This is a genomic window from Klebsiella sp. HMSC09D12, from assembly GCF_001808475.1.
In the GTDB taxonomy this organism is placed as follows: Bacteria; Pseudomonadota; Gammaproteobacteria; order Enterobacterales; family Enterobacteriaceae; genus Klebsiella; species Klebsiella oxytoca.
Window position 1 is genome coordinate 113,512 of record NZ_KV793386.1, and the last position, 25,561, is coordinate 139,072.

The following is a 25,561-nucleotide window of genomic DNA, read 5'->3' on the forward strand; positions in this document are numbered from 1 at the left end:
TAAGGAGATGAAATGCTGTTGATTGCCAGACGAACCGCCGTTGGCGCGGCCCTGCTATTGATTATGCCTGCTGTGGTGTGGATTTCCGGCTGGAAATGGCATCCGGAACTGTCGGCAGGCATGATGAAGCTGCTGTACTGGGTGACCGAGACGGTGACGCAACCCTGGGGCATCATCACGCACGTTATTTTATGCGCCTGGTTCCTGTGGTGTCTGCGATTTCGTCTGCGCGCCGCGGTAGTCCTGTTCCTGATTCTGGGCGCCGCGATCCTGCTGGGCCAGGGTATGAAGTCGTGGATTAAAGACCGCGTTCAGGAGCCTCGCCCCTTTGTCATCTGGCTGGAACAGGCCCGGCAGGTGCCGGTCACCCAATTCTACACCTTGAAACGCAAAGAACGCGCTAAACTGGTGCATGAGCAGCTGGCCCAGGAGCAGCAAATTCCGCACTTTTTGCGTAAGCACTGGCAAAAAGAGACCGGCTTCGCTTTCCCTTCTGGTCACACCATGTTTGCTGCCAGCTGGGCGCTGCTTGGCGTAGGTCTGCTGTGGCCCCGGCGTCGTTGGGTAACCATGGCGCTGCTGCTGACGTGGGCCGTAGCGGTGATGGGGAGCCGCCTGGCGCTGGGCATGCACTGGCCGCAGGACCTGATCGTCGCGACGCTCATTTCCTGGCTGCTGGTGACCCTGGCAACCTCGCTTGCCCAGCGGTTCTGCGGTCCGCTATCGCCGCCGGGTGAAGAGGCGCAGGATATTAAAAAAAGGGCGGCAGCGCCGGAATAGTGTTGATATTGCCAGCTTCAGGCCGCATATCCTGTACTGGCGTCATGCATTTCCATTTCACCGCTGCGGCGAAAATGATACTTTATAGGGCTGAACGCGGGATTCTTACGCGCAACCCACATAACGGGAAGTCATGTGAAATATTTTCTAATTTTCTTATTGGTGTTAGCAATCTTCGTCATTTCAGTGACGCTGGGAGCGCAGAATGACCAGGTGGTCACGTTCAACTATTTGCTCGCGCAGGGTGAATTCCGTATCTCAACGCTGCTGGCCGTGCTTTTTGCTGCCGGTTTTGCCATCGGTTGGTTGATTTGCGGCCTTTTCTGGCTGCGCGTCCGCGTCTCTCTGGCGCGTGCCGAGCGCAAAATTAAGCGTCTGGAGCATCAGATTGCGCCAGCCGGCGCTGCGCCCGCTGAAGCCGGTGTTCCTGCGGTGAAGGAATAATCATTTATGCTGGAGTTGTTGTTTCTGCTTTTGCCCGTTGCCGCAGCATATGGCTGGTATATGGGGCGCAGAAGTGCACAACAGTCCAAACAGGACGATGCGAGCCGTCTGTCGCGTGACTACGTTACAGGGGTTAACTTCCTGCTGAGCAATCAGCAGGATAAAGCCGTCGATCTGTTCCTCGATATGCTGAAAGAGGATACCGGCACCGTCGAAGCCCACCTTACGCTGGGCAATCTGTTTCGCTCGCGCGGCGAAGTTGACCGCGCTATCCGCATTCACCAGAGCTTAATGGAAAGCGCCTCGTTAACTTACGATCAGCGCCTGCTGGCGGTTCAGCAGCTGGGGCGCGATTATATGGCAGCCGGGCTGTATGACCGGGCGGAGGGGATGTTTAAACAGCTGGTGGATGAAACGGATTTTCGCCTTGGTGCATTACAGCAGCTGCTGCAGATTTATCAGTCAACCAGCGACTGGCAGTCGGCGATTGAAGTGGCGGAACGCCTGGTTAAGCTCGGTAAAGAGAAGCACCGCGGCGAAATCGCCAACTTCTGGTGCGAGCTGGCGCTGCAGCAAATGGCGGGCAATGACCTGGATAAGGCCATGGCGCTACTGAAAAAAGGCGCCGCTGCGGACAAGAACAGCGCTCGCGTCTCCATCATGATGGGACGGGTGTGGATGGAGAAGGGCGACTACGCTAAAGCCGTCGAGAGCCTGGAACGGGTAATTGAGCAAGACAAAGAACTGGTCGGTGAAACCCTGGAGATGCTGCAAACCTGTTACCAGCAGCTGGGGAAAATCGACGAGTGGGAAGCGTTTTTACGCCGCTGCGCGGATGAAAACACCGGGGCGACGGCCGACCTCATGCTGGCACAAATCCTTGAGCAGCGAGAAGGAATTGAGTCCGCGCAAAACTATGTGACGCGCCAGCTGGAGCGCCACCCGACGATGCGCGTATTCCATAAGCTGATCGATTACCATATTAATGAAGCCGAAGAGGGGCGGGCGAAGCAGAGCCTGGGTGTTCTGCGCCAGATGGTGGGCGAACAGGTCCGTAGCAAGCCGCGTTACCGCTGTCAAAAATGTGGTTTCACCGCGCATACGCTGTACTGGCACTGCCCGTCGTGCCGCTCGTGGTCCACCATTAAGCCAATTCGCGGCCTGGATGGGCAGTAAATTTAAAAAAACGCGCGCTTTAGTTACAACATACTAATGGATTTATCTTCATCATCTCCTCCGGCTACGGTAGCCGAATCGTCCGGCAGACAGGGAAATGCAGCCTGTTATTTTTGCCTTATCGCAGGTAGAATGCTGCCCGTTTACCTTTTTTGCGCCGAACCGGCGCTCATCAACAATTAAGGTCCGGTCATGACGTCTACTGCTACATCTTCTTCCCGCGTTGTCACATCTTCTCCCGTCGTCGTTGCTCTTGATTATGATAACCGTGATAAAGCGCTGGCGTTTGTCGACCGTATCGACCCGCGCGACTGTCGCCTGAAGGTGGGTAAAGAAATGTTTACTCTACTGGGGCCGCAGTTTGTTCGCGACCTGCATCAGCGCGGTTTCGAGGTCTTTCTCGATCTAAAATTTCACGATATTCCGAATACCACCGCCCGCGCGGTCGCCGCAGCGGCTGAGCTCGGCGTCTGGATGGTCAACGTTCACGCTTCCGGGGGGGCGCGTATGATGACCGCCGCACGTGAAGCCTTGCAACCTTTCGGCAAAGACGCCCCGCTGTTAATTGCCGTCACCGTGCTAACCAGCATGGAAGCCAGCGATCTACAGGATCTGGGGATTACGCTTTCTCCAGCCGACTACGCCGCGAAGCTGGCGGAGCTGACCCAGCGCTGCGGTCTGGATGGCGTGGTATGCTCGGCGCAGGAAGCGGTTCGCTTTAAACAAGAACGGGGCCAGGCGTTCAGGCTGGTGACGCCTGGCATTCGTCCACAAGGCAGCGACGCCGGCGATCAGCGGCGAATTATGACGCCGGAGCAGGCGCAGGCAGCTGGCGTGGATTATATGGTCATTGGTCGCCCGGTCACTCAGTCTGCCGATCCTGCCGCTACGCTGCGCAGCATCAACGCATCGTTGAATAAGGAGGCATGATGAGCGATTCCAATAGCCGACTGGTGTACTCAACGGACAGCGGTCGTATTGATGAACCTAAACCGGTACAAGCGCGCCCGAAAGGGGACGGTATCGTGCGCATCCAGCGGCAGACAAGCGGTCGTAAGGGTAAGGGCGTCTGCCTGATTAGTGGGATTGATGAAAATGATGAAGCGCTGGCTAAACTTGCCGCCGAGCTGAAAAAGAAATGCGGCTGCGGTGGGTCGGTAAAGGACGGTGTGATTGAGATTCAGGGCGATAAGCGCGAGCTGCTAAAAACGCTTCTTGAAGCCAAAGGAATGAAGGTTAAGCTGGCTGGCGGTTAATCAATAATAAGGCCACGATAATTATCGTGGCCTTCAATTTTTTGCTGGTGTACTGGTCAGCTAATATAAACTTTAATTTAATTGCTTGCGGTTAAATTATTTACCTACCTGGTGGCCAATAATACCGCCGACTGCCGCGCCGCCCAGGGTACCCAGGGTGCTGCCATCGGTAAGCACCGCGCCACCGAGCGCACCGGCGCCTGCGCCGATAGCGGTATTACGATCGCGTTTAGACCAGTTCGAACAAGCGCTCAGAGACATTGCAACAGTGACGGCCAGAACCACAGCGGCCATTTTTTTGTTCATTGAAGTCATCATTTTTTTTCTCCTGAATAATCTATTCATGGATACAACTTCCCTTAAGCATAGCTTGTTACGCCAGCTCGGGGAGTATTCCATGAAGCTTTAGTTGCGCAGGTGTTGCTCTATTCACGCAGGTGATAGTTACTTCCTGTTATATCGCTAACATTAATTCTACTTTCAATAAATTTTTCAGGCAGGTAAAAAGTCTGAATTCAGCGGTCAGATAAGTCTCAGACGAGAGCTATGCCGGGTACGGCCCGGCATACTAAAGGCAAAGCAGGGAGAACGATCAGGGATGGTTGACGATATTTACGGTTAAGCCGCACTGCGTTAACTGGTTATGCACGGCATCGTTTAGATTGTCGTCGGTAATAATGCGGTTGAATCGGCCGATCGGCCCGAGCGGATATGGGTGCACAACGTTGAACTTCGAGCTATCGCTCAGCACAATCGCCTCACAGCCCTTTTCAAGCACCGCGTTCACCACATCGGCGCGCATCATATCTCGTCCGGTAAATCCGGTTTCGGCCTGCCAGCCGTCGATGCCGATAAAGGCCTTGCTGAAGTGAACCTGCTGAATAAACTGCCGCGTGAGAGGACCAACCATGCTTTCGCTGCGCTTCTGGTAGATTCCACCCAGCAGGATCACTTCTCCGGGCGTCTCTTTCAGTAGGTGAGCGATATAGCTGCTGACGGTGATGATAGTGATATCGCCGCGCTCGGCGAGCGTACGGGCGAGCAGGGCGTTGCAGCTGCCGTTTTCGATAAATACCGTTTCCCCGGAGGAGACGAGCGTAGCGGCCCGCGCAGCCAGCTCTCGCTTAATGGCGAAATGGGTCATCATGCGGGTTTCCACATCTTCGCTGTCCAGCGGAACGGCGAAGCCGTGGGTACGTCGCAGGTAGCTCTGCTTTTCTAATGAGTTTAAATCCTGGCGAATGGTGACTTCAGAGACACCGGTCATTTTCGCGAGATCGGCCACGCTCATACGGCCTTTATCGATGACCATTTGCAAAATACTTTGTTGTCGGGCGTTCATAGCAACTTCGCAGTTAAGGGCTGTTTGGGCGAGCGATCGGGCCAGGATGCCCGATTGCGGCGGTGTAGATTATCAAATTTCCCACGGGGCCTTAGGCTGGCCGGGTTTGTTTTCCTGTTCGTCGTTCGAAAGCGCCTGGAGTTCAGCTTTCAGAATTTCGAGGTTATGGATCGCGGAGTGATAATCCCCGGCAACCAGAATATCCAGCACGGTATCGATACGTTGGGCGAGCAGGCGAGCATTCAGATCTGACATGGCGTTATCCTGGTTACAAATGTGAATAAAATCAATGATGCTAAAAACGGATGAAAAAGAGAAGCGAAAAAAACGCACAACTTTACTCATCGACGATAATTAGCGGACAACGCGCGGAACACCTACGGGAAGGGCTAAAACGCGGCTCCGGGTAAGGGAGCCGCATTGAACAGTCTATCAGGCGGCAGGGCGCGCAATCACGCTACGGGTTTCCATGCGGACTTCGGCAATCGTGACATCGATAACATCCGTCACCTTATATACGACCTCGCCTTTAATTTGCACGGTACCGCTTTCCTGGCTGCAAACCAGCTCATCGCGTACGGCGTGGAGGAATGGGGCCGGGATAAAGGCAACCGCGCCGTTATCAACCAGTCGCACACGCATACCGCCGCGGCTGACATCGATAATTTCAGCAGCAAAGCGAGTATTAGTGCCGGCCTGCGGCTTCAGATAGCGGGCGTACAGCCAGTCGCCGACGTCGCGCTCCGCCATGCGGTTGAGGCGGCGACGTTCCGCCATTTGCACCGCAACGTCATCCTGCGGACGAGAGATGGTTTCCCCTTTGATAATCGCTTTCAGCAGACGATGGTTGATCATATCGCCGTACTTACGGATCGGGGAGGTCCAGGTAGCATAGGCTTCCAGACCCAGGCCAAAGTGCGGGCCCGGCTCGGTGCTGATTTCGGCAAAGGACTGGAAACGGCGAATACGGCTGTCGAGGAAACCGGACGGCTGCGCGTCCAGTTCGCGACGCAGCTTGCAGAAGCCCTCCAGCGTCAGTACTTCCACCGGATCAACGTGAACATCGTGGGTTTTCAGCAAGGCCGCGAGCTGCTCGGTATTGGCCGGATCGAATCCGGTATGGACGTTATACACGCCGAAACCGAGCTTATCGCGCAGCACGCGGGCGGCGCAGATGTTGGCGGCAATCATCGACTCTTCAACGATGCGATTAGCGATACGACGCGGTTCGGCAACGATATCCAGCACTTCGCCTTTTTCGCCCAGCACAAAGCGATAATCCGGACGGTCCTTGAACACCAGCGCGTGGTTTTTGCGCCATTCGCTACGGCGCAGGCAGGCATCGTGCAGCAGGTTAATTTGCTGCGCGATTATCTCGCTCTCCGGCTGCCAGCCGCCGTTATTTTCCAGCCAGTCGGACACATCATCGTAGGCCAGCTTCGCTTTCGATTCGATGGTCGCCGCGAAGAACTGAATATCGTCTTCGATGGCCCCGTCAGCAGCCAGGATCATACGGCAGGCCAGAACTGGACGAACTTCGTTGGGGCGCAGGGAGCAGAGGTCATCAGAGAGTTCGCGCGGCAGCATCGGAATGTTGAAGCCCGGCAGATAGTTGGTAAAGGCGCGAATTTTTGCCGTATTGTCCAGCTTGCTGCCTTCGGCAATCCAGGCGGTTGGATCGGCGATGGCGACAGTCAGGTGCAGCTTACCGTCAGCGGCCAACTCGGCGTACAGCGCATCGTCCATATCTTCGGTGCTGGCGCTGTCGATGGTCACGAAAGTCAGCGCCGTTAAATCGCGGCGTTCCAGACCCTCATCAAGCATCTCGGTCGCTACCCCATTCGGCGCTTCTTTTTCCAGATTATGGCGCGCCAGGGTGACCCACCATGGTGCGAAATGATCGTCGCCGAAGGTAATGTACTGGGTGAGCTCAGCGTAGAAACCGCGGTCACCTTTCAGCGGATGACGGCGCATTTCGGCAACGGCCCAGTCACCGTCTTTAAAATCATGCTCTACGCCGCGAGCAGCGCGGCAGGGGATGGCATCTTTCAGCAGCGGATGGTCAGGAACGATGGAAAGACGGTCGTCTTTCTTATGAACTTTGCCGACAAAACGCGTCAGGAACGGCTCAACCAGTTCTTCCGGCTCAGCGCTTTCGCGTTCTTTTTCAGTATTGACCACGGCAATAATACGATCGCCATGCATGACTTTTTTCATTTGCGGCGGCGGAATGAAATAGCTTTTCTGAGAGTCGACTTCGAGGAAGCCAAACCCTTTTTCCGTCCCTTTAACGACCCCTTCAACGCGCGGAGTCTGGGAATGCAGTTGCTGTTTAAGCTGCGCTAGCAGCGGGTTGTCCTGAAACATAATTTCTTATTTTCGTGGCTAAAAGAGCGGCTGACATTTTTACGCGAATATGCCTGCCGCAGCAAGCGCTGTTTCAGCATTTTACGTCTGCTGACATCCATTGCCGAGGGCGATTTTCAGACGATTCATCCAACCGCATAGCCCGCACCAGGCGAGAAGATCGATGGCGGCGGTGCGGGAAAGCCCGCATTCCGTCAATGGGCTTAGGTGGGCGGCGCTAAAACGGTCAGGGGAGCGGGTTAAAAGCTGTACGGACTGTAAAAGTCGGTGCTCGATGACATGCTCTTCTCTGCGCGACTGCGCGTCAGGAACGATACCGCGTAAAGCATCGGCAAAATCCGGACATCGCGAGGCCCAGGCGTTGAAGCAGCTGATGCTGCCGTTAATCCGCGCTGCGATCAGCGCCACCTGCGCGGCGAACGGCGGCTGATCGCTGAGGTGGCTCAGGAGCAGTTCCTGCAGATCCAGCGGCGGTTCCTGGGTCGCCAGCAGCGGCGCCAGTTCAAACAGGCCGGGATACTTTTGCCATTTTGCCAGCAGCGACTGACGCTCATCATCGGCATAGCGTAAATCTGAGTCCTCGAGTCCGGGCCGCCAGTCGCTCTCTCGGGCAAAGAAAAGCGCCTCTGGCGCATCTTCCTGCTGCGGCATCCCGGGGATCCAGCGCACCGGATAACCCAGCGCGGCGTGAAAGGCGGCGATAGCGCGCGCCTGGAAGCCGATAAAGCCAATAATCTGATTGATAAGAATAATGTCGCGACTGGTCAGGCCGACTTCGTCAAGCTGGCTGCGGGAGAGCGCGTTGATCAGTGAAGGAGAGCTCGCCAGCTGGCGGGCGTATTGGGTAATTTGCGCCAGGCGTCGATTGCTTTCACGCGAGGAGTCCGGACCGGGAAGCGGCGCCAGGCGGGCTGCGTAGTGATTGCATAGCCGCTGAACGCCATAAACCTGGGCGACGGTCAGCGCCGTGCTAAGCCGGTCATAGGCGCTAAATGTCTGTAGACGATTTACGCTCACAGAAGCGGGAAACAGGGCATCAGCCAGCCGTCTGGCAGGTGCCAGCCAGCGCGCATGCGCCTTAAGCAGATCTTCTGGTAGCGTGAGATCGAGGAGAAAACGATCTTCGACATGGGCGGCTTCAGGGACGAGCGGCAATACATCCACCGGGCAGATTGTTGACTGGGTCTCATGATACCAGTGGTTTTTGCCGTAAACGCGGCGTTGCTCCATGGGCGTTCCTTGTTCGGTATGTGGCAAACCGCCGTTTCGCGGTCATGCTATGCGGAACTATCCTGGCTTAACCCTGGGGCCGGAGAAAATATTGATACGTGCTAACAAATAGCGGATTGGAATAACAGAAGGGTAAATATGCAGAAAAGACCCCTCCTCACGGACGTAAGGAGGGTGAACAACTTATTTGATTTCCAGCTCGTTCATGGCGGCGATGTTGAAGCCGCCGTCAACGTGAACGACTTCGCCGGAGATGCCGGCAGACAGGTCGGAGCACAGGAATGCTGCGCTGTTACCCACGTCTTCAGTGGTGACGGTGCGACGGATCGGAGTGACCGCTTCGCAGTGCGCCAGCATTTTACGGAAATCTTTGATACCGGAAGCCGCCAGGGTACGGATTGGACCGGCAGAGATGGCGTTAACGCGCACGCCTTCCGGACCCATGGCGTTAGCCATGTAGCGGACGTTAGCTTCGAGGGAGGCTTTCGCCAGACCCATCACGTTGTAGTTCGGGATGGCGCGCTCTGCGCCCAGGTAGGAGAGCGTCAGCAGGGCGGAGCCCGGGTTCAGCATACCGCGGCAGGCTTTCGCCATCGCCACAAAGCTGTAGGCGCTGATATCGTGAGCGATTTTGAAACCGTCGCGGGTAACCGCATTAACGTAGTCGCCGTCCAACTGATCTGCCGGAGCATAGCCGATAGAGTGTACGAAACCGTCAAACTTAGGCCATACTTTTGCCAGCTCGGTGAACAGAGACTCGATGCTCTCGTCTTCCGCCACATCGCACGGCAGGACAATGTTAGAACCCAGCGCGGCGGCAAATTCTTCCACACGACCTTTCAGTTTTTCGTTCTGATAGGTGAACGCCAGTTCAGCCCCTTCACGGTGCATTGCTTGTGCGATGCCCCAGGCGATGGACAGTTTGCTGGCAAGGCCAGTCAACAGAATGCGCTTACCGGAAAGAAAACCCATAGCTTTTAATCCTTATCGTTATTGCGTATTTTTACTTTAACAATCATCTGGTTAGCGTTGTTATTTCAAAATAACTCAAATTTAGCCGGGAATTATATCCCACTGACGACCCCTTGTGTCACGATATTTTTCTGCCATTCGCCACGGTCTGGCGCGCTTTGGCTACCGTGCGTACAAGAGTATACCATCTGATATTGCGGCGATCTGGGGTTAGCGGCGCTCGATTTCCGCCAGTAAAAGCCGGGCGTCCTCAGAGTGCGGGATCAGCTCGCCAGGCGATTGATTCTGCCACCAGATCCCCGAGCCGGCCTGGTAAATCGTATCCGCCATCCGCCAGTGTCCCCGCAGAACCCATGCGATACCCTCCGCGCCGGGCCGCTGCGGCTCAGCGACGACGCTAACCCGCGAGGCGGCACGCGCGCGCTGGGTCATAATATTGAAATCGAGACCGCATCCGCTAATGCCTTCGCTGGCAAGAGACCATTCGCCGGCAAAAGCCCATGGCTGCCAGAGCATCAGGCGCTGAGCAATATTGTCGCCCCGTAGCCACAGCGGCTGGCCCTCAAGAAGGGTGATGACCCGGTCAACGCCGGGAAAAGGAGAAAACGGGCCATCCTTTTCCAGCGTAGCGATACTGGCGCGCCAGAGAAAGGGCGCATCTGGCGAAGCAACGCTGACAATTTCACGCGTTTCCCCACCGCCGTTTTTCCACGGCGTGACCGGCAGGGTAGAAAACTGAACCGGAACAATCATCGCAATTTTCGCCTCGGATTATTTACCGTCTTTACGCCAGGCATCGGCGGTCAGCGCCTCGCCGAAATGGCCGGCAATCAGACGTTTTGTCAGATCGTGCAGCGGAGAGGCCAGTACGTCGGCGGTGCTGCCGCGTTCGACCACTTCACCCTGGTGCATCACCAGCACCTGATCGCTGATGTGCTTCATCATGCCCAAATGCTGGGTAACGTAAATGTAGGAGATACCCTGTTTTTCCTGCAGCTCCAGCATCAGGTTAATCAGTTGGGAACGCATTGACATATCCAGCGACGCCAGCGCTTCATCGCAGACGATTACTTTCGGGCGCAGGATCAGCGCCCGCGCCAGGCCCAGACGCTGTTTTTGGCCCGGTGCCAGCATATGCGGATAATAGCTGACGTGGTCAGGCAGCAGACCAACCATGCGTAACGTTTCGATAATCTGCTTCTGCCGCGCCTCGGGTTCGAGGTCGGTATTGAGACGCAGAGGGAAATCGAGGATTTGCGAAATTCGCTGCCGTGGATTGAGCGAAGTCGACGGATCCTGAAAAATCATGCGAATCTTCTGGCTGCGGAAAGAGAAATCGCCAAACGCCAGCGGATGGTCATCAATCAGCAGTTCGCCTGTGCTGGGTTCGACCATCCCGGCGAGCATTTTCGCCAGCGTCGATTTGCCGGAGCCGTTTTCGCCGATAATCGCCAGAGTCTGGCGCTCGCGCAGGGTAAAGCTTAACGGCTTAACCGCCTCTACCGTTTGCCGGTGAAACCAGCCGGTGCGGTAGCGAAAGGTCTTACTCAGATTGCGTACTTCAAGCAATGTTTCGACCATTTCACTCTTTCTCCATGTTCAGCGGGAAGTGACAGGCATAGAGGTGGTTACGCGCGCCCACCAGCCGGGGCGTTTCGATACATTCACGCTGGGCGTAAGGGCAGCGCGGCCCGAGCCGGCAGCCGATAGGCAGCTGTTCGAGCAGCGGAATAGCGCCCGGCAAGGTATTGAGCCGACTTTTGTGCGGCATGGCGCTGCCGAAATCGGGAATCGCCCGAATCAGCGCCTGGGTATAGGGATGATGAGGAATCGTCACCAGCTCCTCGCTCGGCGCGGTTTCCACCGTCTGCCCGCAGTACATGACGTTAATTTTGTCCGCCCATTTACTGAGCATCTGCATATCGTGACTGATCAACAAAATCGTGGTGTTGTTGTTTTGGTTCAGCCGCGTCAGCAGGCGGATGATTTGCGCCTGTGTTGTCGGCTCCATGGCGTTAGTCGGTTCATCGGCAATCAGCAGCCGCGGCTGGTTAGCCAGCGCGATGGCGATCATGACCTTCTGACACTCACCGTCCGTCAGCTCGTAGGGGAAGCTGCGCATCGCATCTTTATGGTCTTTAATCCCCACGCGGTGCAAGAGCTCAATGGCGCGCCGCTTGCGCCAGCCAAAACGCTGCCACCAGCGGCCTTTAAAGGTCCAGCCGGGGATATTCTGCGTGAGTTGTTCGCCGATACGTTCGGAAGGATCGAGACAGGATTGCGGCTCCTGAAAAATCATCGAGACGTTGTGGCCCACCAGTTTACGCCGCTCGCGCACTGAGAGACGCAGCAGATCGATATCGTCGAAACGCATACGGTCGGCGGTCACCCGCCAGTTGTCTTTGGTGACGCCGCAAATCGCTTTGGCAATTAAGCTTTTACCCGAGCCGGATTCTCCGACCAGGCCGCGAATTTCCCCCTCAGCGAGGGTCAGGCTGACGCGATCGACGGCTTTCACCCAGCCTTCGTTGGTTTTGAATTCAATGGTTAAATTTCGGATATCGAGTAACGGCATTATTCCACCCCGGCGATAATTGCGCGGCGGATCCCGTCGCCCAGCAGGTTAACCAGCAGGACGCTAATCATAATGGCCGCGCCCGGCAGCATCACCGTCCACGGCGCAACGTAAATCAGCTCCAGCGCGTCGCCGAGCATCGCTCCCCACTCCGGGGAAGGTAGCTGAGCGCCGAGGTCGAGGAAACCCAGCGCGGCGATATCCAGAATCGCCATCGATAGCGCTCGGGTGATCTCCGTAACCAGCCCAGAGGTAATATTTGGCAGTACCGCGAACCATAAAATATTCAGGGTTGACGCTCCGTCAAGGCGGGCGGCGATAACATACTCTTTTTCCAGCTCGTCGTGCACCATGCTGTAAACCGAGCGTACCATGCGCGGCAGAAGCGCCAGCCAGACGGCGAACATCGCGTGGCTGAGGTGAGGTCCGGCGAAGGCGACCACGATGATGGCCAGCAGCAGTGACGGGATCGACAGCAGGGTATCGAGAATATGGTTCATTACCGCCGAGCGCAGGCCGTGGGTCGCACCGGCAATCACGCCAAGCACCAGACCCAGTAGGGTAGCGCCCAGCGTCACCACAAACGCGCCGCCGACCGTTGGCGCCGCGCCGCTCAGCAGGCGGCTAAGAACGTCGCGGCCCAGATCGTCGGTACCAAGAAAGAACGAGACTTCGCCGTAGCGCGACCATGACGGCGGCAGCAGTTGATAGCCAAGGAACTGCTGATCGATACCGTAAGGCGCGAACCAGCTGCCGAAAACGCACAGTAGCACCAGCGCCGCGCAGCCGTACAGGCCGATCATAGCGGTAGTATCGCCATAGAATTTTCGCCAAACGGTGCGCAGCGCACCCGGCGGGCGCTTCTCCAGATAGACGCTATCGTAGGGCATATGAACCTGTTTTATGTTTGTTAGTCATGATTGATGTCTTTTTAAATTCTTCAATACCAGCAACACGTTACTGCCATTTTGTGCTTTAAGATTCTTTATTTTGCATTAATTTGAAGGTTATCAATTTACGTATAATGTGCACACTGATGTGTATATCATCTTCCCGAATGTACACATTGCCTACCGACACAAAACTTAGGAAATCTCTTGGCAAAAAAAGAGACAAAATTGAGGTCATTTCAGACGCTCACGGCTTGAATGTCAGGTTGTCCACTTCCGGCAGTATAACATTCTTTTATCGTTACAGATGGAACGGGAAGGCCGTACAGCTGACGATTGGCGATTATCCAACCATATCACTATCTCATGCGCGAGAGCGTCGGCAGCAGTTCAGGGCGTGGTTGACGGAAGGACTGGATCCGAGACGGCAAACGGTGCTGGCGAAACAGAAAAATAGAAGCGCTGACAGTTAAAGAAGCGTTCGACTACTGGGAAAAGTATTACTGCCTTCCTGAAGGACTGGTCAATATAAAAGTTAATCGCCGGGACTTTAATAATCATATCGCTGCTGTGCTCGGCGACATGATCGTTGACCAGACAACAAAGGCACACTGGCTAAGCCTTTTTGATGATATGGGAAGAAGGGGGGGGACAGGGCAGATGCTGGGTTTAATGCAGCGTACATTCCGTTTCTGCTCCAACCAAGGGGTTATTAACGTAAACTCTATAGAAAGCTTAAGACGCGCTGATGTCGGGCTGACTGCTGCGGTAAAAGAACGCTGGTTAAGTGATGAGGAAATCAAAACTGTATGGAATGCTCTGCCGGAGATGAAGCACAGGCAGCAGCTGATTATGACGTTTCTAATCATGACCGGTTGCCATAGTACTGAGATAAGAACGGCTAAATGGGAATGGTTTGATTTCCAGGAGGGAACCTGGACTATTCCAGCAAGTGATTACAAAACCGGTAAGTCAGAAAGGCGGGCGCTACCTGAAGCGGTGGTCAAAATGCTGAAGACAGAAAAAGAAACATCCGTCTCAAATTATGTTGTGACACTGTCACGATAAAAAGGGCCAGAACACGATCGTCCCCCGCTGCAATCCAACATTGCTTTATTCTCAGCTCAAATCATCGCCAAAACGGGAATGAAAACATGGTCGCTCCATGACCTGAGAAGAACAATAGCGACACGCCTGTCCGAGCTCGGCGCGCCGCCACATGTTATAGAAAAATTGCTCGGCCATCATATGTCCGGCGTCATGGCGAGATATAACCTGCATGATTACCTTGATGATCAGCGCCATTGGCTTGGGGTATGGCAAACTCATCTTGAAAAGCTGATTGGTCAGCCTCTGGTTTAATACCCACCTTAGACGATCCTGCCGGAGTATTCCGGCTTTATCATCAACCCACCTCTGAAACCTCTGTCATGGCAGAAATAGCCCTATTTTCTTCCTCCCGGGAACACAGAACATCACATCAAAAAATGCACATTTTACGTTCAATTATGAATTAATAGTGGACAAGTGATAACAATTCATTGCATTAAATTGCACAACATTTCAAAAAACGGAGTTTTTGATGTCGTGTCTTTCCTCTGCCAGATACGGGTTTCTGCTGGCCAGACTCACTGCAACAGCCCTCCCGGCAGCGACCCTGAGCCCTGCGGACCAGAATGCCATTGAGCAACAACAAAAGGCATTACTGGAACAGGCGCAACAGCAGCGCGACCTACTCCGCCATTCCACACCTGATCCCTCACTACCGGAAGCCCTCCCCCGCAGAACCGACCGGTCAGTGTTTTGCACTGCGGCATATCCAACTCGAGAACGTCACGGTTCTCCCACTATCTGTGCAGCGAAAATTGGTAACTCCGATATTAAAGCAGCATCCAAAACATCATTAAACAGATTCGAAGTAAAATTTAGATAGGGGTAATAAAATGAAATATTTAACTGAGGAACAATATCAGGATCGAAAAGATTTATTGCGAGGAGCCTCTACAACGATGTTATGGAAAAATATTGACCCAGAGAGTGTGGATGGTGCCTATAAACTAACCTATCAGGAAGAAAAAGCTCTATATATCTGGTTCATTTCACGCTTACTGAAGGATGGTGACATTAAACTCGCTCGCTATGGAAAATTTCTCCCAGGAAGCATTGAAAAACAGATCGATGTTTTTGAAATGGCATTTCCCAAAACTGAGGATGAAATGGATTGTGATGCATTTGAAGGATTTTGGTTTTTAAGTGAAAACTGCCCCGCAGGTATTGTCTGGATTCACGAAAATGGCTATCAGGATTGGACTTAGGTCATGATATTTTAACATCCGCCCCGTCATTTATGATAGGGCGGATGTCATGACATACAATTACATCCAGACTGCGTACCTATTCTACGAGCCTGTCAGTAATTCTGTGTAAATGCCACTGTATTAAAGGTGATCGCTCATGCGGTCACCGAACTCGATAATAAAACGACTCATCGCCAGTCATAAGTTCTGGATCGGTATACTCCATTTTTTGATGCATTTTTGATCACCAGATAAACAACTTTCCGTACCGAGTCATCCGTCGGGAATGCTTTGCGTTTCTTTATCGCCGCCCGGATACTGCGGTTGCAGGAAGTCTTAAAGAGTAACGAGGCAAAAGAGCAGACGGCACGTATGATTGGCGCATTGACCGGGGCACTCATTACGCACACACCCGAAGGGGTATACAGCGGTGCAGACAGTGCCCAGAACGTCTATCGCTACAACATGACGGAACATATGCTGCAGCAGTATGCCCTGGATAATCAGCGGGATATTCTGGCCGCGAGTAAAGGAGATGCGGCGGCGGCGAAGCGTGTTCAGGCCCGGAGAGAAGCGGCGATTATCGTGGCAGCGGCCAGCGGTGGGGGTATGGCACTGACAGCAGGTGGTATGACTCTGATTGGTGCTGCTCCCGAGCTAGTGCTGGCTGCAAGGCTGGTTATCGCCGGTTGTAAAACAAATCCTGCGCTCTGCCTGAATCAGGCGGGTATTTATGCGGCAGATATTGTGGCACCAGAAGCACTTATCGGTACCGGAGCCATTACCACTTCCAGTACGCTGATTATCGGGAAAACCGAAGATAGCCTGAAGAAGCTTTCGCAGCAGTTGGTGAAGGTCTAGGATGAACTAAATATAAAAAAACATTAAATATTCAATCTGTTGCCAGCTTTATCAAAGGAGAAACAGCCTCCGGGGCTAATCTTACTACGAAAACGGCAGATTATGTACGTGATATTCAGAAAGTTAATACTAGCCAGTTAGTCAAGCTTTTCGATAAATCACAGCCAGATGGTAATATTAATATTTTTGGCAAGCCCATAGCGCAAGTGTTAGGCGATGGAGGAAGTAACAAGAAAGGCACAACAAAAGTTTTGGCTTCAGAATCACTTAATGATAAAGATATCTATACTTATGCACAATCACTTGCTGGAAGCACACCTCTTATCGAGGTGAGAAACGCAAAAGGTGTTGTGTACTACGCTAAGTATGACGGGAAAATTATAAATCTGAGAAATTATTCAGCTAGTGCGCAAGAGTCTAAAGCTCGATGGACAATTGATATTATCGGCTATAAAGATATAAATAAAGCTTCAAACCTCGCTGACAACAAGTTTGAACTCAAGTTTAGATAGGAGATTATATATGATTACAAAAGATGAATATAAAAAAAGGAAGGAAGCCCTTGAAGGGGCATCAATGGTTACGATTTGGGAAAATATTCACCCAGCTAGCCTGTCAGGTAAGATAACGCTGTCATTTGATGAAGAGAAAGAGTTATTTCTCTGGTTTATTGAGCGTTTAATGTATGAAGGGAAAGTAAAGCTTGGAAACGGTGGCAAGTTCTGGACGGGAACAATAAAAGAGCAGGTCTCTAAGTTTAGAGAAAGTTTCCCTAATTCTCCTGAAGAGATGGAGTGTGGCGCTTTTAATGGGTATTGGTTTTTATCTGATACTTGTCCTGCTGGGCTTGTCTGGATTCACGAAAATGGCTATCAGGATTGGACTTAGGTCATGATATTTTAACATCCGCCCCGTCATTTATGATAGGGCGGATGTCATGACATACAATTACATCCAGACTGTGTACCTATTCTACGAGCTTGTCAGTAATTCTGTGTAACTGCCACTGTATTAAAGGTGATCGCTCAGGCGGTCACCGAACTCGATAATAAAACGACTTATCGCCAGTCGTCAGTTCTGGATCGGCATACTTCATTTTTTTGATGCATTTTTGATCACCAGATAAACAACTTTCCGTACCGAGTCATCCGTCGGGAATACTTTGCGTTTCTTTATCGCCGCCCGGATAACGCTGTTCAGCGATTCTACAGCATTCGTGGTGTAGATGGCCTTGCGGATATCCGGTGGGTAGCCGAAGAACGTGTTCAGGTTTTCCCACTGTGCACGCCAGCTTTTGCTGATTTGGGGATACTTATCCTCCCATGCTTCTGTGAACGCATCAAGCGCCATCAGCGTCGCCTCTTCGGTCGGGGCCTGATAAAGCTTTTAGCCCGCTGGTGACGGCTTTGGAGTCCTTACAGGACACGTATTTCAGGCTGTTACGCACCATATGGATGATGCACAGCTGGATGTGAGCCTGCGGGTAGACGCTGTTTATCGCATCCGGGAAGCCCTTCAGACCGTCCACGCAGGCAATGAGGATGTCCTGAAGACCGCGATTTTTAAGCTCTGTCACCATACTCAGCCAGAACTTTGCGCCTTCATTTTCGGCCAACCTCATACCCAGTAATTCTTTCTGGCCTTCGATGTTGATACCCAGCGCCAGGAAGAGGGCTTTGTTGATTACGCTGCCATTCTGACGGACTTTGACAGCAATACAGTCCATATAAACAATGGGATACAGCGCACCCAGTTGTCGGTTTTGCCACCCCGTGATCTGCTCTTTTTACGGCGTCGGTGACCTTGGATATCAGCGTGGGCGATACATCGGCGTCGTACATTTCTTGCGTGCGTTTATCAGGGATAGTTTATCCCACCCCCTGGTACGTAACCCCAGAAGACAGGGTCGATATGCAGTTGCTCATCATGTTCGCTCAGGAGCAAAACCTTTGTCCCTGGCGCCACGTTGTATCGGCCGATTGGTTCTGGATCATAGGCGATATCACGCTCAGCTTCTTTGGCAAGGTAAGCCAGGTATTCTTCGCGTGTCTGTGATTGAGCAAAGCGTCCGCACATGGTTACCTCCAGTCATCAGAGTGAAAGTATAGAGGGTGTGGAGAAAAGGTAGGAAGGTAACTCCGACAGCCATATAACTGATGACTGCCGGAGTGGACGTTAAAAACAATGTGTACAAAATTGTGTATTAAAATCCGGAAAAATCACAATAATAAAAACTAACTTGTTGTATTTAAATGGTGTTTTTTTATTTGTAACTGCTATCGTAGGGCATACCATTCCTTATGTTTCAGTGGGTTAGCCATAGCCCCCAAAATATCGGATATCACGTTCACAATAATCACCAGCGCGCCGATGACCATCACGCCCGCTGAGATTGCGGCGTAGTCCTGTTGGCGAATGGCGTTAATGAGCCAGCGGCCCAGTCCCGGCCAGCTAAAGACCATTTCGGTAATCATCGCCAGCGTTAGCATGGTGGAAAACTGCAGACCCAGGCGCGGGATCACCGGCGGCAGGGCGTTATGCAGTACGTGACGGTGTAAAATCGTCCGCCGCGATACGCCGCGGGTGGCCGCTGCTTTGACATAGTTGGTGTCGTACACTTCGCTGGTGCTGATGCGCATCAGACGGATCACTTCCGTTGTCGGCGCCACTGCGAGGGTCAGCACCGGCAGCACCATATGGCGCGCCGCGCTGACGATCATTTCATGACGCCACGGCGAATCGGAAAGCCACGCGTCGATCAGCGCAAAGCCGGTGACCGATTTTACTTCGTACAGCAGGTCGAAGCGCCCGGAGACCGGGAACCAGCCCAGGGTGAGGGAGAAAAACAGGGTCAACAGCAGCGCCAGCCAGAATACGGGGATCGAGAAGCCCAGCAGAGCCAGGGCGCTAATCAGGGTATCTTGCCATTTGTTGCGCATAATCCCCGCCAGCATGCCGACGGGGATTCCGATTACCAGCGCGAAGCCGAAGGCGAGGATACACAGCTCCATCGTGGCAGGGAATACCTCTTTAAGCTGCTCGGAGATCGGCTGCCCGTTGATGCTGGAGACGCCAAAATCCCAGTGCAGCACGCCCTCAAACCAGAACCACCAGGCGTTCCACAGCGAGGCGCCCTGCAGCGGCGCGTGAGGCGTAAAATAGCTCAGGCTAAAACCGACAAACGTCAGCAGAAAGAGCGTAATCAGCAGCAGCAGCAGGCGACGCAGGGTAAAAATAATCATGGTTTTTGCACCTCGTCTTCTTTTTCCCGCGAGACCCCGGCAAAAGAGGCGTTGCCAAACGGACTCAGCACCAGGCCTTTCATGTCGTAACGATAGGCCTGAAGACGCAGGGAGGAAGCCAGCGGCAGTACCGGCAGTTCATCAGCAAGAATGCGTTGGGCCTCTTTATAAGCTTCAATGCGCGAAGCCAGCTGCTGGGATGTCAGCGCTTTTTGCAGCACGTCGTCGAATTCACGATGACACCAGTGAGCATAGTTGGTTTGTGAGGCAATCGCCGCGCAGCTCAATAGCGGACGGAAGAAGCTGTCCGGATCGTTACTGTCCGTTGCCCAGCCGGAAAGCGTCAGATCATGACTCATATCCATTAATCTGGCTTCCTGAAAACGCCCTTCGACCGGCACAATGATCACCTTCACGCCAATTTGCGCCATATCCGCCTGGATAAGCTCGGCGGTTTTCAGGGGGCTGGGGTTCCAGGCCTGCGAACTGGTCGGGACCCATAGTTTAAGCGTCAGCTGTTCCAGCCCCAGCGCTTTAAGCCTGGCGCGAGCTTCCGCAGGATTATATTCGGTGATTCTGGCGTCGTTATCATAGGCCCAGGAGGCGCGAGGCAGCATTGAAGCTGCGGTTTCCGCCGTTCCGTAATAGATTGACTGCATCAGACGCTGATTATTGATGGCCAACGCCAGCGCGTGACGGACCTCCGGATTATCGAGCGGCGGCTTAGCGGTATTGAACGCCAGCCAGGCGATGTTCATTCCCGGGCGCAGGGTCAGGCGAAGGCGCGGGTCGTCGCGCAGAATAGAGAGCTGGCTCGCAGCCGGCCAGGCCAGCACATCACACTCGCCGGTCAGCAGTTTTGACAGTCGTCCGGTACCGCCGGAGCCCAGATCGACCACCACCTGCGGCATCAGCGGTTTACCTCGCCAGTAGGCCGGGTGGCGCTGCAGACGAATATATTGCCCGCTGCGATATTCCTCAAGCTGGAACGGGCCGGTGCCAACAGGTTGACGATCGATCAGCTCCTGACGATCGCTCTGAGCCAGCTTTGCGGCATACTCCGCCGACATCACCGAGGCGTAGTGGGTAGCCAGGTGCCACAGGAAGGAAGCATCCGGTCGTTTGAGGCGAAATTCAACGGTGTGGTTATCCAGCTTACGCACGCTTTCGACGCTGTCGGCGAACTGTAAGCTATCGAAATAGGGGAAGCTGCTGCCGTTCACGTTGTGCCACGGATGGTCGCGGTTAAAAATCCGGCCAAAGGTAAAAATCACGTCGTCAGCGTTGAAATTGCGGGTCGGCTTAAACCAGGCGGTGGTCTGGAACGGCACGTTATTGCGCAGGTGGAAGCGGTAGGTGGCGCCGTTATCCAGCACCTCCCAGCTTTCTGCCAGTTCCGGGACCAGGCGGTAGGTATAGGGGTCAACATCAAGCAGTCGGTCGTACAGCTGGGCGGCAAGAGTATCGACAATCAGACCGCTGCTGACCTTTTGTGGGTTGAAGGTGTTAACCTGGCCGCTTACGCAATAAACAAAACCGCTATCGCGAATATCCGCGTTAGCAGGCAGGGCGGGCGCGGCAAAAGCTTGCCCGTACAGCATAGACACCGCTGCCAGGAGAGAAGACAATTTCAGGCGCATAGTTTCTTATTGATTATAGAGCAAGGCTCTATCTTATTAATATTAAATAACATTTACCACCACCTTATTGCTTATGGAGATAATGTAAGCGATGGTTGCGTCGGTTATTTGACCAACTAATTCAAATTCATACCGCTTATTAACTTCGAGTATACCTCTTAATTCACCCTGCGTTTGGCAACAGGCGAAGAGACGGGAAGCGCAAATATGAATTTCATCGATTCAAATGCAGAACGGCTCGCGGGCACGTATTGTCGTAAGCATAGCGCTTCTCTGCGCCGCAGACGCCCAGACGTTTGCCACATGGTAGCTTTTTATTTGCGGATTCTCCAGCGAGCCGTGCCGGCATGACCGCCGGAGAAAGGGGCGCTACAGCGGCAGGAGCCGGTTATAACGTGCAATATAGTCTTTTGGGGTGATTTCAAGCTTTCCGCCATCAGGATGGTTCGCGACATACGTACGCAGCACCAGGCCGCTTTTTTGCGGCGTGATTTCCCAGCCTTGCAGACGATAGGAATCTTCGGTTGAACGAATAAGCAGGTCTGAAAAGATCATCATGACCGTGAGCGCCGGGGCTTTGTGGCTTTTCATGGTATGAACCAGGCTGACGTGCGCGGCATAGCGGCCAAGCGTTGAGGAATTAACCGGAATCATCTGTATTTTCAGTCCATTGAGTCATCATGCGCCGATGATAGTTCACATCAGTATATCTTACCAGTTACAAATGTTTAACCATGATGACGGCCCGGGCGCATCCAAAACCCTTAACTTTGTCCCTGTTTGCCTCCGCAGGTCATGGTAACCATTCATGTGACGCTGTCACTTCATGTCATTAAGAGGCGTAAATTCATACAGCGCCAGCGCGTTGCTCTCCAGCGAATCGACGAGCTGCCATCGATCGCTTGCGGGCGTTTCTTCGCTCACGCGCAGGGCCGGGCGCGCCTGGTGCATCAGCCAGCGATACTCTTCTTCATCCGGGCCGCTCTGGCTGCGAAAAGCCTCGAAAAGCGGAAAGAGCGCGCCATGATGCCGATCGAAGAGATGATGTTTGATGCGCCAGCGTCCATCAAGGCCGAGCAGGCGCACGCTCCATGGCTGACTAAAGCGCTGGATAAACGCCTCCTCGCTGGAAAGCCAGGGATTGAAAACCACCGTATTGCGCAGCAGCAACTGGTAATGGCCGTTATCGCGCAGCAGCAGCAAATTTTTTTCGTTAATCACCACTTCGCCCCGCAGCCTGCGCCACAGCCTCAAGACCCAATACACCGGTCGCGGCAAACCGTGGAGATAGTGCAGCGCCAGGCTGGAGGTATCAAGCTTGCCGTTAGCGCCGGCTTCCCCTTGCAGCCCGGAATTCAGCCAGAACCCCGCCAGCCACACCTGGTCTGCCAGCCCCAGCAGATTATCCATCAGTAGCGCGCCGCGAAAGAAACGGCCGTTGGTGTCGCGAGTATCGCCGGTCAGGGTATTCCACGACAGTAGCCAAAGCGGTAACAGCAGCTGCCGCTGGCGCAGCGCGCTGTGGAGCTTGCGCATTTTAAGCACCGGGTAATTCTCGCTGGCGGCCAGCCTCTGGCTATCAATCTGCGCCAGATCCAGCAGTTCATTCGCATCTGCCTGGCAGGCAAGAAAATCCGCCTCGGCCAGCAGCGGTGAACAGAAGAGGGGATCGTCCTCCACGTTTTGTGAAAAGCGGTGCCAGATCCCCAGCGCCGACTGCGGCGAAAGCGCCTGGAGGATCGTTTTTTGTTGCCGCCAGGCATGCTGGCGCGCCTCATCGCTGGCCTGCGGGGACCAGTGCCAGACAAAACGCCAGCTGGCGAGGGTTGCCGGTGGAAAATGGTTGGCGGACAGGTGCAGAAAACGCTGTAGCAGATCGCCACGAGTGGTGATACCGGTATGCAGTATTACCGCCCAGCCCATCGACGCCAGCCAGCTAAAAATGCGCTGCAGGTTATACCAGCACGCATACCCGGCCAGCTGCGCATCGTCCCAGCCGGTACCGAACAGGCGGCTACTGAGAAACGGATCGTGAACGTCGATGGCGAATATCGGCAGCGAGTTGTGCAGTTCTTCGAGCTCCTGACGGACATCCTCGCGCAGCAGGTCATCCAGTTCCCGAACGGTAACGACGATGCGCGTGTGCCGCAGCGGCGTACCGCGCGCCGGTAGCTGGCGCACATCAAGATGACGGGTTTGCTGGGGATTGAGCCGCAGCGGCGGGCTATCCAACCCATTGATCTGCGGCGCATTGAGCCGGGAATATAGCCTGTCTATAGACACCGGTTGCCATAGTTCAGCCCGTTGAACGCGTGGACGAGGGGATTCAACCGCCGTTTGCGGATGCTGATGGCGAAACTGGCGCGGCGTCAGACCGTGTTCACGTTTAAACAGGTCGCTCATCACCCGACTGCTGGCAAAGCCCTGTTGCTGAGCGATTTGCTGTATCGATTTACGCGTCATCGTCAACTGCTCAGTAGCTTTACGCAGGCGAAGCCCGGTGATGTATTGCATAAAGCTGACGCCCACCTCTTTGCGGAACAGGCGCGATAGCCAGGCCTCAGAAACAAATTCGGCGGCGGCTATCTCCTGCAGCGACAGGCGTCGTTGATAGTTGGCGTCGATTCGCGCCACTACCCGATTTATTCGCTGACTCCAGCGTTCGGCTCCGCGAGGCGCCTGGGCGGTGAGGGGACGGCTGAAGCGTGACGCCAGCAGAAGAGCAATTTCGCTAAGCCAGCGGTTGGCCTCCAGCCGGTAGTGGGCTTGCGGATTGACCAGACCGAGGACCAGCAGCTGGCGCATCAGGTAGCGCAGGGTATCTTCGGCATCGCGGGTTTCGTTGCTGCTCTGGTAGGCAGAGGCAAAAAAATCGCCGTCGAGGCGGGTCAGCCATCCAGCGTTCAGCGACAGCGCCATCACGACGTTCGCCGTCTTGCTGTGCAGGCTCCAGCGGCGATGCCGATTCACTATCGCCAGTTCATCAGCCTGCAGGTTCCGGCCCGACTCGCCATCGCGGAGTTCGACGCTGCCCTCAAGCAGCCATATTAGCGTCAGCGTCTCGTTTTCCTGCTGGCTCAACTGGCGGATATCGCGAACCGTAACCTGAAAGTCGCCTGAATGATGATCCACACCGCCTCCTGAAGACAAAAAACAGCGTGTTGTTTTTTGTCATAACCGTTTTGTATGAAAAACACTCATTAATAATCCGTCACTATAAAACAAAAAAGCGCATTTTAAAGCCGCCATGGATGCATAAACTCGAAAGTGTCGTGCAAACACAACACAGGAATAATAAAAATGACACACCCGATTATTGAGGCATTACAGGTTAATGAGGCGCAGTTTGTCGCTCTTCGTCGCCGTTTCCACCAGCAGCCGGAAATCGGTTTTGAAGAGCATAAAACCAGCGAAGAGGTGGCCCGACTGCTCGGCGAGTGGGGCTATCAGGTCCATCGTGGTCTGGCGGGAACCGGCGTGGTCGGTACCTTACGCGCAGGCGACGGTCAAAAACGGTTGGGACTTCGGGCGGATATGGACGCGCTGCCGATGCATGAGATGAGCGGCAAAGCGTGGGCCAGCCAGATAGAGGGACGTTTTCATGGCTGCGGCCACGACGGTCATACCACCACGCTATTGTACGCCGCGGAATATCTGGCGCGCACGCGGCAGTTTAACGGCACGCTGCAGCTTATTTTTCAGCCGGCTGAGGAACTGCTCTACGGCGGCCGGGTTATGCTCGAAGACGGCCTGTTCGACCAGTTCCCCTGCGATGCCATTTTTGGCCTGCATAATATGCCGGGACAACCGTTAGGCAAAATCGGTCTGCGCGACGGGGCGATGATGGCCTCATCCGACACTCTCCATATTGAAGTCAAAGGGGTTGGCGGACACGGCGCGCTGCCGGAGCATACCGTCGACGCTACGCTGGTGGCCTGCCATATCACCCTGGCGCTGCAATCCATTGTCTCCCGCAATATCACGCCGTTTGAACCGGCTGTCGTGACCGTGGGCAGCATCCAGGCCGGGCATGCGCCAAATATTATCAATGACAAGGCCTTAATGAAGCTCACTGTGCGCACCTTAAACGAACAGGTTCGCGAGACCGTACTGCAGCGCATTCACGATATTGCCGTCGCTCAGGCCGAGAGCTTTAACGCCAGCGCCGCCATTACCCACGTTAACGGCAGCCCGGTTTTAAGAAACGATCCGGCAGCCAATGAGATGGTTCGGAAGGTGGCGGCTTCGCTATTTGGCGAGGACCTGGTCGGCGAAGTGAAGCCGTTTATGGGCAGCGAAGATTTTGCTTTTATGCTCGAGCGTAATCCGAACGGCTGCTATTTCACCATCGGAGCCGGGGATGAAGCGGATCGCTGTATGGTGCATAACCCGGGATATGACTTCAACGATGCCCTGTTGCTAAAAGGCGCCGCGCTGTGGTGCGCCCTGACGGAGCACTATTTGCGTTAATCTCCGCAACGAAGAGGAC

General features: G+C 54.1%; 24 protein-coding genes and 4 pseudogenes. 11 read left to right on the forward strand and 17 right to left on the reverse strand.

All coding sequences use genetic code 11. The features are described 5' to 3' along the window. The first annotated feature begins 12 nt into the window (after window positions 1-12). From pgpB to yciH, 5 genes are all read left to right on the forward strand, one after another. The gene (gene pgpB / locus HMPREF3178_RS02440; RefSeq protein WP_017146060.1) at window positions 13-780 is read left to right on the forward strand and encodes a phosphatidylglycerophosphatase B; all 768 of its coding nucleotides are present in this window, start codon (window positions 13-15) and stop codon (window positions 778-780) included. Between the two features lie 135 nt (window positions 781-915). Beyond that, window positions 916-1,224, forward strand: coding sequence for a LapA family protein (locus HMPREF3178_RS02445; protein ID WP_004101395.1), 309 nt, complete (start codon window positions 916-918; stop codon window positions 1,222-1,224). A 6-nt stretch (window positions 1,225-1,230) separates the two neighbouring features. Continuing rightward, window positions 1,231-2,400: a lipopolysaccharide assembly protein LapB gene (lapB, locus tag HMPREF3178_RS02450; RefSeq protein ID WP_004101396.1), complete on the forward strand. Its 1,170-nt coding sequence runs from the start codon at window positions 1,231-1,233 to the stop codon at window positions 2,398-2,400. Window positions 2,401-2,592: 192 nt separating this feature from the next. Beyond that, complete coding sequence (gene pyrF / locus HMPREF3178_RS02455; RefSeq protein WP_017146059.1) at window positions 2,593-3,330, forward strand: orotidine-5'-phosphate decarboxylase; 738 nt, start codon at window positions 2,593-2,595, stop codon at window positions 3,328-3,330. Further along, window positions 3,330-3,656 carry a stress response translation initiation inhibitor YciH gene (gene yciH / locus HMPREF3178_RS02460; RefSeq protein WP_004112434.1) on the forward strand — a complete coding sequence of 109 codons (327 nt, stop codon included), beginning with the start codon at window positions 3,330-3,332 and terminating at the stop codon, window positions 3,654-3,656. Before pyrF ends, yciH begins: the two co-directional genes overlap by 1 nt. 96 nt (window positions 3,657-3,752) lie before the next feature. Here yciH and osmB read toward each other — a convergent pair whose 3' ends face one another. From osmB to sapC, 10 genes are all read right to left on the reverse strand, one after another. Then, a complete protein-coding gene (gene osmB / locus HMPREF3178_RS02465; RefSeq protein ID WP_004139496.1) occupies window positions 3,753-3,971 on the reverse strand; it encodes an osmotically-inducible lipoprotein OsmB in 219 nt (72 codons plus the stop codon). Between the two features lie 277 nt (window positions 3,972-4,248). Continuing rightward, complete coding sequence (locus tag HMPREF3178_RS02470) at window positions 4,249-4,998, reverse strand: DNA-binding transcriptional regulator YciT (RefSeq protein ID WP_004101403.1); 750 nt, start codon at window positions 4,996-4,998, stop codon at window positions 4,249-4,251. Between the two features lie 72 nt (window positions 4,999-5,070). Continuing rightward, complete coding sequence (locus HMPREF3178_RS02475) at window positions 5,071-5,253, reverse strand: YciZ family protein (protein WP_004101405.1); 183 nt, start codon at window positions 5,251-5,253, stop codon at window positions 5,071-5,073. 177 nt (window positions 5,254-5,430) lie between these two features. Then, window positions 5,431-7,365: an exoribonuclease II gene (locus HMPREF3178_RS02480; protein ID WP_017146058.1), complete on the reverse strand. Its 1,935-nt coding sequence runs from the start codon at window positions 7,363-7,365 to the stop codon at window positions 5,431-5,433. Window positions 7,366-7,446: 81 nt separating this feature from the next. Beyond that, on the reverse strand, window positions 7,447-8,595 hold the full coding sequence (locus tag HMPREF3178_RS02485) for a carboxymuconolactone decarboxylase family protein (RefSeq protein WP_017146057.1): 1,149 nt from the start codon (window positions 8,593-8,595) through the stop codon (window positions 7,447-7,449). A gap of 183 nt (window positions 8,596-8,778) precedes the next feature. After that, window positions 8,779-9,567 carry an enoyl-ACP reductase FabI gene (fabI, locus tag HMPREF3178_RS02490; protein ID WP_004101419.1) on the reverse strand — a complete coding sequence of 263 codons (789 nt, stop codon included), beginning with the start codon at window positions 9,565-9,567 and terminating at the stop codon, window positions 8,779-8,781. Window positions 9,568-9,777: 210 nt separating this feature from the next. After that, window positions 9,778-10,320 carry a HutD/Ves family protein gene (locus tag HMPREF3178_RS02495; RefSeq protein ID WP_017146056.1) on the reverse strand — a complete coding sequence of 181 codons (543 nt, stop codon included), beginning with the start codon at window positions 10,318-10,320 and terminating at the stop codon, window positions 9,778-9,780. An 18-nt stretch (window positions 10,321-10,338) separates the two neighbouring features. Then, window positions 10,339-11,148 (reverse strand): putrescine export ABC transporter ATP-binding protein SapF, encoded by an 810-nt coding sequence (gene sapF, locus HMPREF3178_RS02500; protein WP_004101423.1) that lies wholly within the window; start codon window positions 11,146-11,148, stop codon window positions 10,339-10,341. 1 nt (window position 11,149) lies between these two features. Further along, a complete protein-coding gene (gene sapD / locus HMPREF3178_RS02505; protein WP_004101425.1) occupies window positions 11,150-12,142 on the reverse strand; it encodes a putrescine export ABC transporter ATP-binding protein SapD in 993 nt (330 codons plus the stop codon). After that, complete coding sequence (sapC, locus tag HMPREF3178_RS02510) at window positions 12,142-13,032, reverse strand: putrescine export ABC transporter permease SapC (protein ID WP_004101427.1); 891 nt, start codon at window positions 13,030-13,032, stop codon at window positions 12,142-12,144. Before sapC ends, sapD begins: the two co-directional genes overlap by 1 nt. A gap of 146 nt (window positions 13,033-13,178) precedes the next feature. Here sapC and HMPREF3178_RS02515 point away from each other — a divergent pair. After that, window positions 13,179-14,394 (forward strand): annotated as a pseudogene (locus tag HMPREF3178_RS02515) (tyrosine-type recombinase/integrase). 647 nt (window positions 14,395-15,041) lie between these two features. Continuing rightward, window positions 15,042-15,347 carry a DUF596 domain-containing protein gene (locus HMPREF3178_RS02520; RefSeq protein WP_017146054.1) on the forward strand — a complete coding sequence of 102 codons (306 nt, stop codon included), beginning with the start codon at window positions 15,042-15,044 and terminating at the stop codon, window positions 15,345-15,347. Window positions 15,348-15,527: 180 nt separating this feature from the next. On the opposite strand, the pseudogene HMPREF3178_RS32150 reads toward HMPREF3178_RS02520, so the two are convergent. After that, window positions 15,528-15,661: pseudogene (locus HMPREF3178_RS32150) on the reverse strand (IS256 family transposase); the annotation flags it as partial. On the opposite strand from HMPREF3178_RS32150, the gene HMPREF3178_RS31490 reads away from it, so the two are divergent. The 3 genes from HMPREF3178_RS31490 (at window position 15,621) to HMPREF3178_RS02530 (ending at window position 17,078) form a co-directional block, all read left to right on the forward strand. Then, window positions 15,621-16,190 (forward strand): hypothetical protein, encoded by a 570-nt coding sequence (locus tag HMPREF3178_RS31490; RefSeq protein WP_017146053.1) that lies wholly within the window; start codon window positions 15,621-15,623, stop codon window positions 16,188-16,190. The pseudogene HMPREF3178_RS32150 and the gene HMPREF3178_RS31490 sit on opposite strands and share 41 nt — an antisense overlap. 206 nt (window positions 16,191-16,396) lie before the next feature. Continuing rightward, complete coding sequence (locus HMPREF3178_RS31495; RefSeq protein ID WP_047719922.1) at window positions 16,397-16,702, forward strand: hypothetical protein; 306 nt, start codon at window positions 16,397-16,399, stop codon at window positions 16,700-16,702. 10 nt (window positions 16,703-16,712) lie between these two features. Then, a complete protein-coding gene (locus HMPREF3178_RS02530) occupies window positions 16,713-17,078 on the forward strand; it encodes a DUF596 domain-containing protein (protein ID WP_017146051.1) in 366 nt (121 codons plus the stop codon). 183 nt (window positions 17,079-17,261) lie between these two features. Here the strand turns inward: HMPREF3178_RS02530 and HMPREF3178_RS02535 are convergent. From HMPREF3178_RS02535 to HMPREF3178_RS02555, 6 genes and pseudogenes are all read right to left on the reverse strand, one after another. Further along, window positions 17,262-18,037: pseudogene (locus HMPREF3178_RS02535) on the reverse strand (IS256 family transposase); the annotation flags it as partial. Further along, a pseudogene (locus HMPREF3178_RS29340) lies at window positions 18,007-18,266 on the reverse strand (SOS response-associated peptidase family protein); the annotation flags it as partial. The pseudogenes HMPREF3178_RS02535 and HMPREF3178_RS29340, both read right to left, overlap by 31 nt. A gap of 200 nt (window positions 18,267-18,466) precedes the next feature. After that, on the reverse strand, window positions 18,467-19,432 hold the full coding sequence (gene sapB, locus HMPREF3178_RS02540) for a putrescine export ABC transporter permease SapB (RefSeq protein ID WP_004101442.1): 966 nt from the start codon (window positions 19,430-19,432) through the stop codon (window positions 18,467-18,469). Then, window positions 19,429-21,072: an ABC transporter substrate-binding protein SapA gene (gene sapA / locus HMPREF3178_RS02545; RefSeq protein WP_004101448.1), complete on the reverse strand. Its 1,644-nt coding sequence runs from the start codon at window positions 21,070-21,072 to the stop codon at window positions 19,429-19,431. Before sapA ends, sapB begins: the two co-directional genes overlap by 4 nt. Window positions 21,073-21,441: 369 nt before the next feature. Further along, window positions 21,442-21,726 carry a hypothetical protein gene (locus HMPREF3178_RS02550; protein WP_016808546.1) on the reverse strand — a complete coding sequence of 95 codons (285 nt, stop codon included), beginning with the start codon at window positions 21,724-21,726 and terminating at the stop codon, window positions 21,442-21,444. Window positions 21,727-21,891: 165 nt separating this feature from the next. Further along, window positions 21,892-24,204 carry a helix-turn-helix domain-containing protein gene (locus HMPREF3178_RS02555; protein WP_017146050.1) on the reverse strand — a complete coding sequence of 771 codons (2,313 nt, stop codon included), beginning with the start codon at window positions 24,202-24,204 and terminating at the stop codon, window positions 21,892-21,894. A gap of 168 nt (window positions 24,205-24,372) precedes the next feature. Here HMPREF3178_RS02555 and HMPREF3178_RS02560 point away from each other — a divergent pair, with 168 nt between their 5' ends. Next, window positions 24,373-25,542 (forward strand): M20 aminoacylase family protein, encoded by a 1,170-nt coding sequence (locus HMPREF3178_RS02560; RefSeq protein ID WP_017146049.1) that lies wholly within the window; start codon window positions 24,373-24,375, stop codon window positions 25,540-25,542. Window positions 25,543-25,561 lie beyond the last annotated feature (19 nt).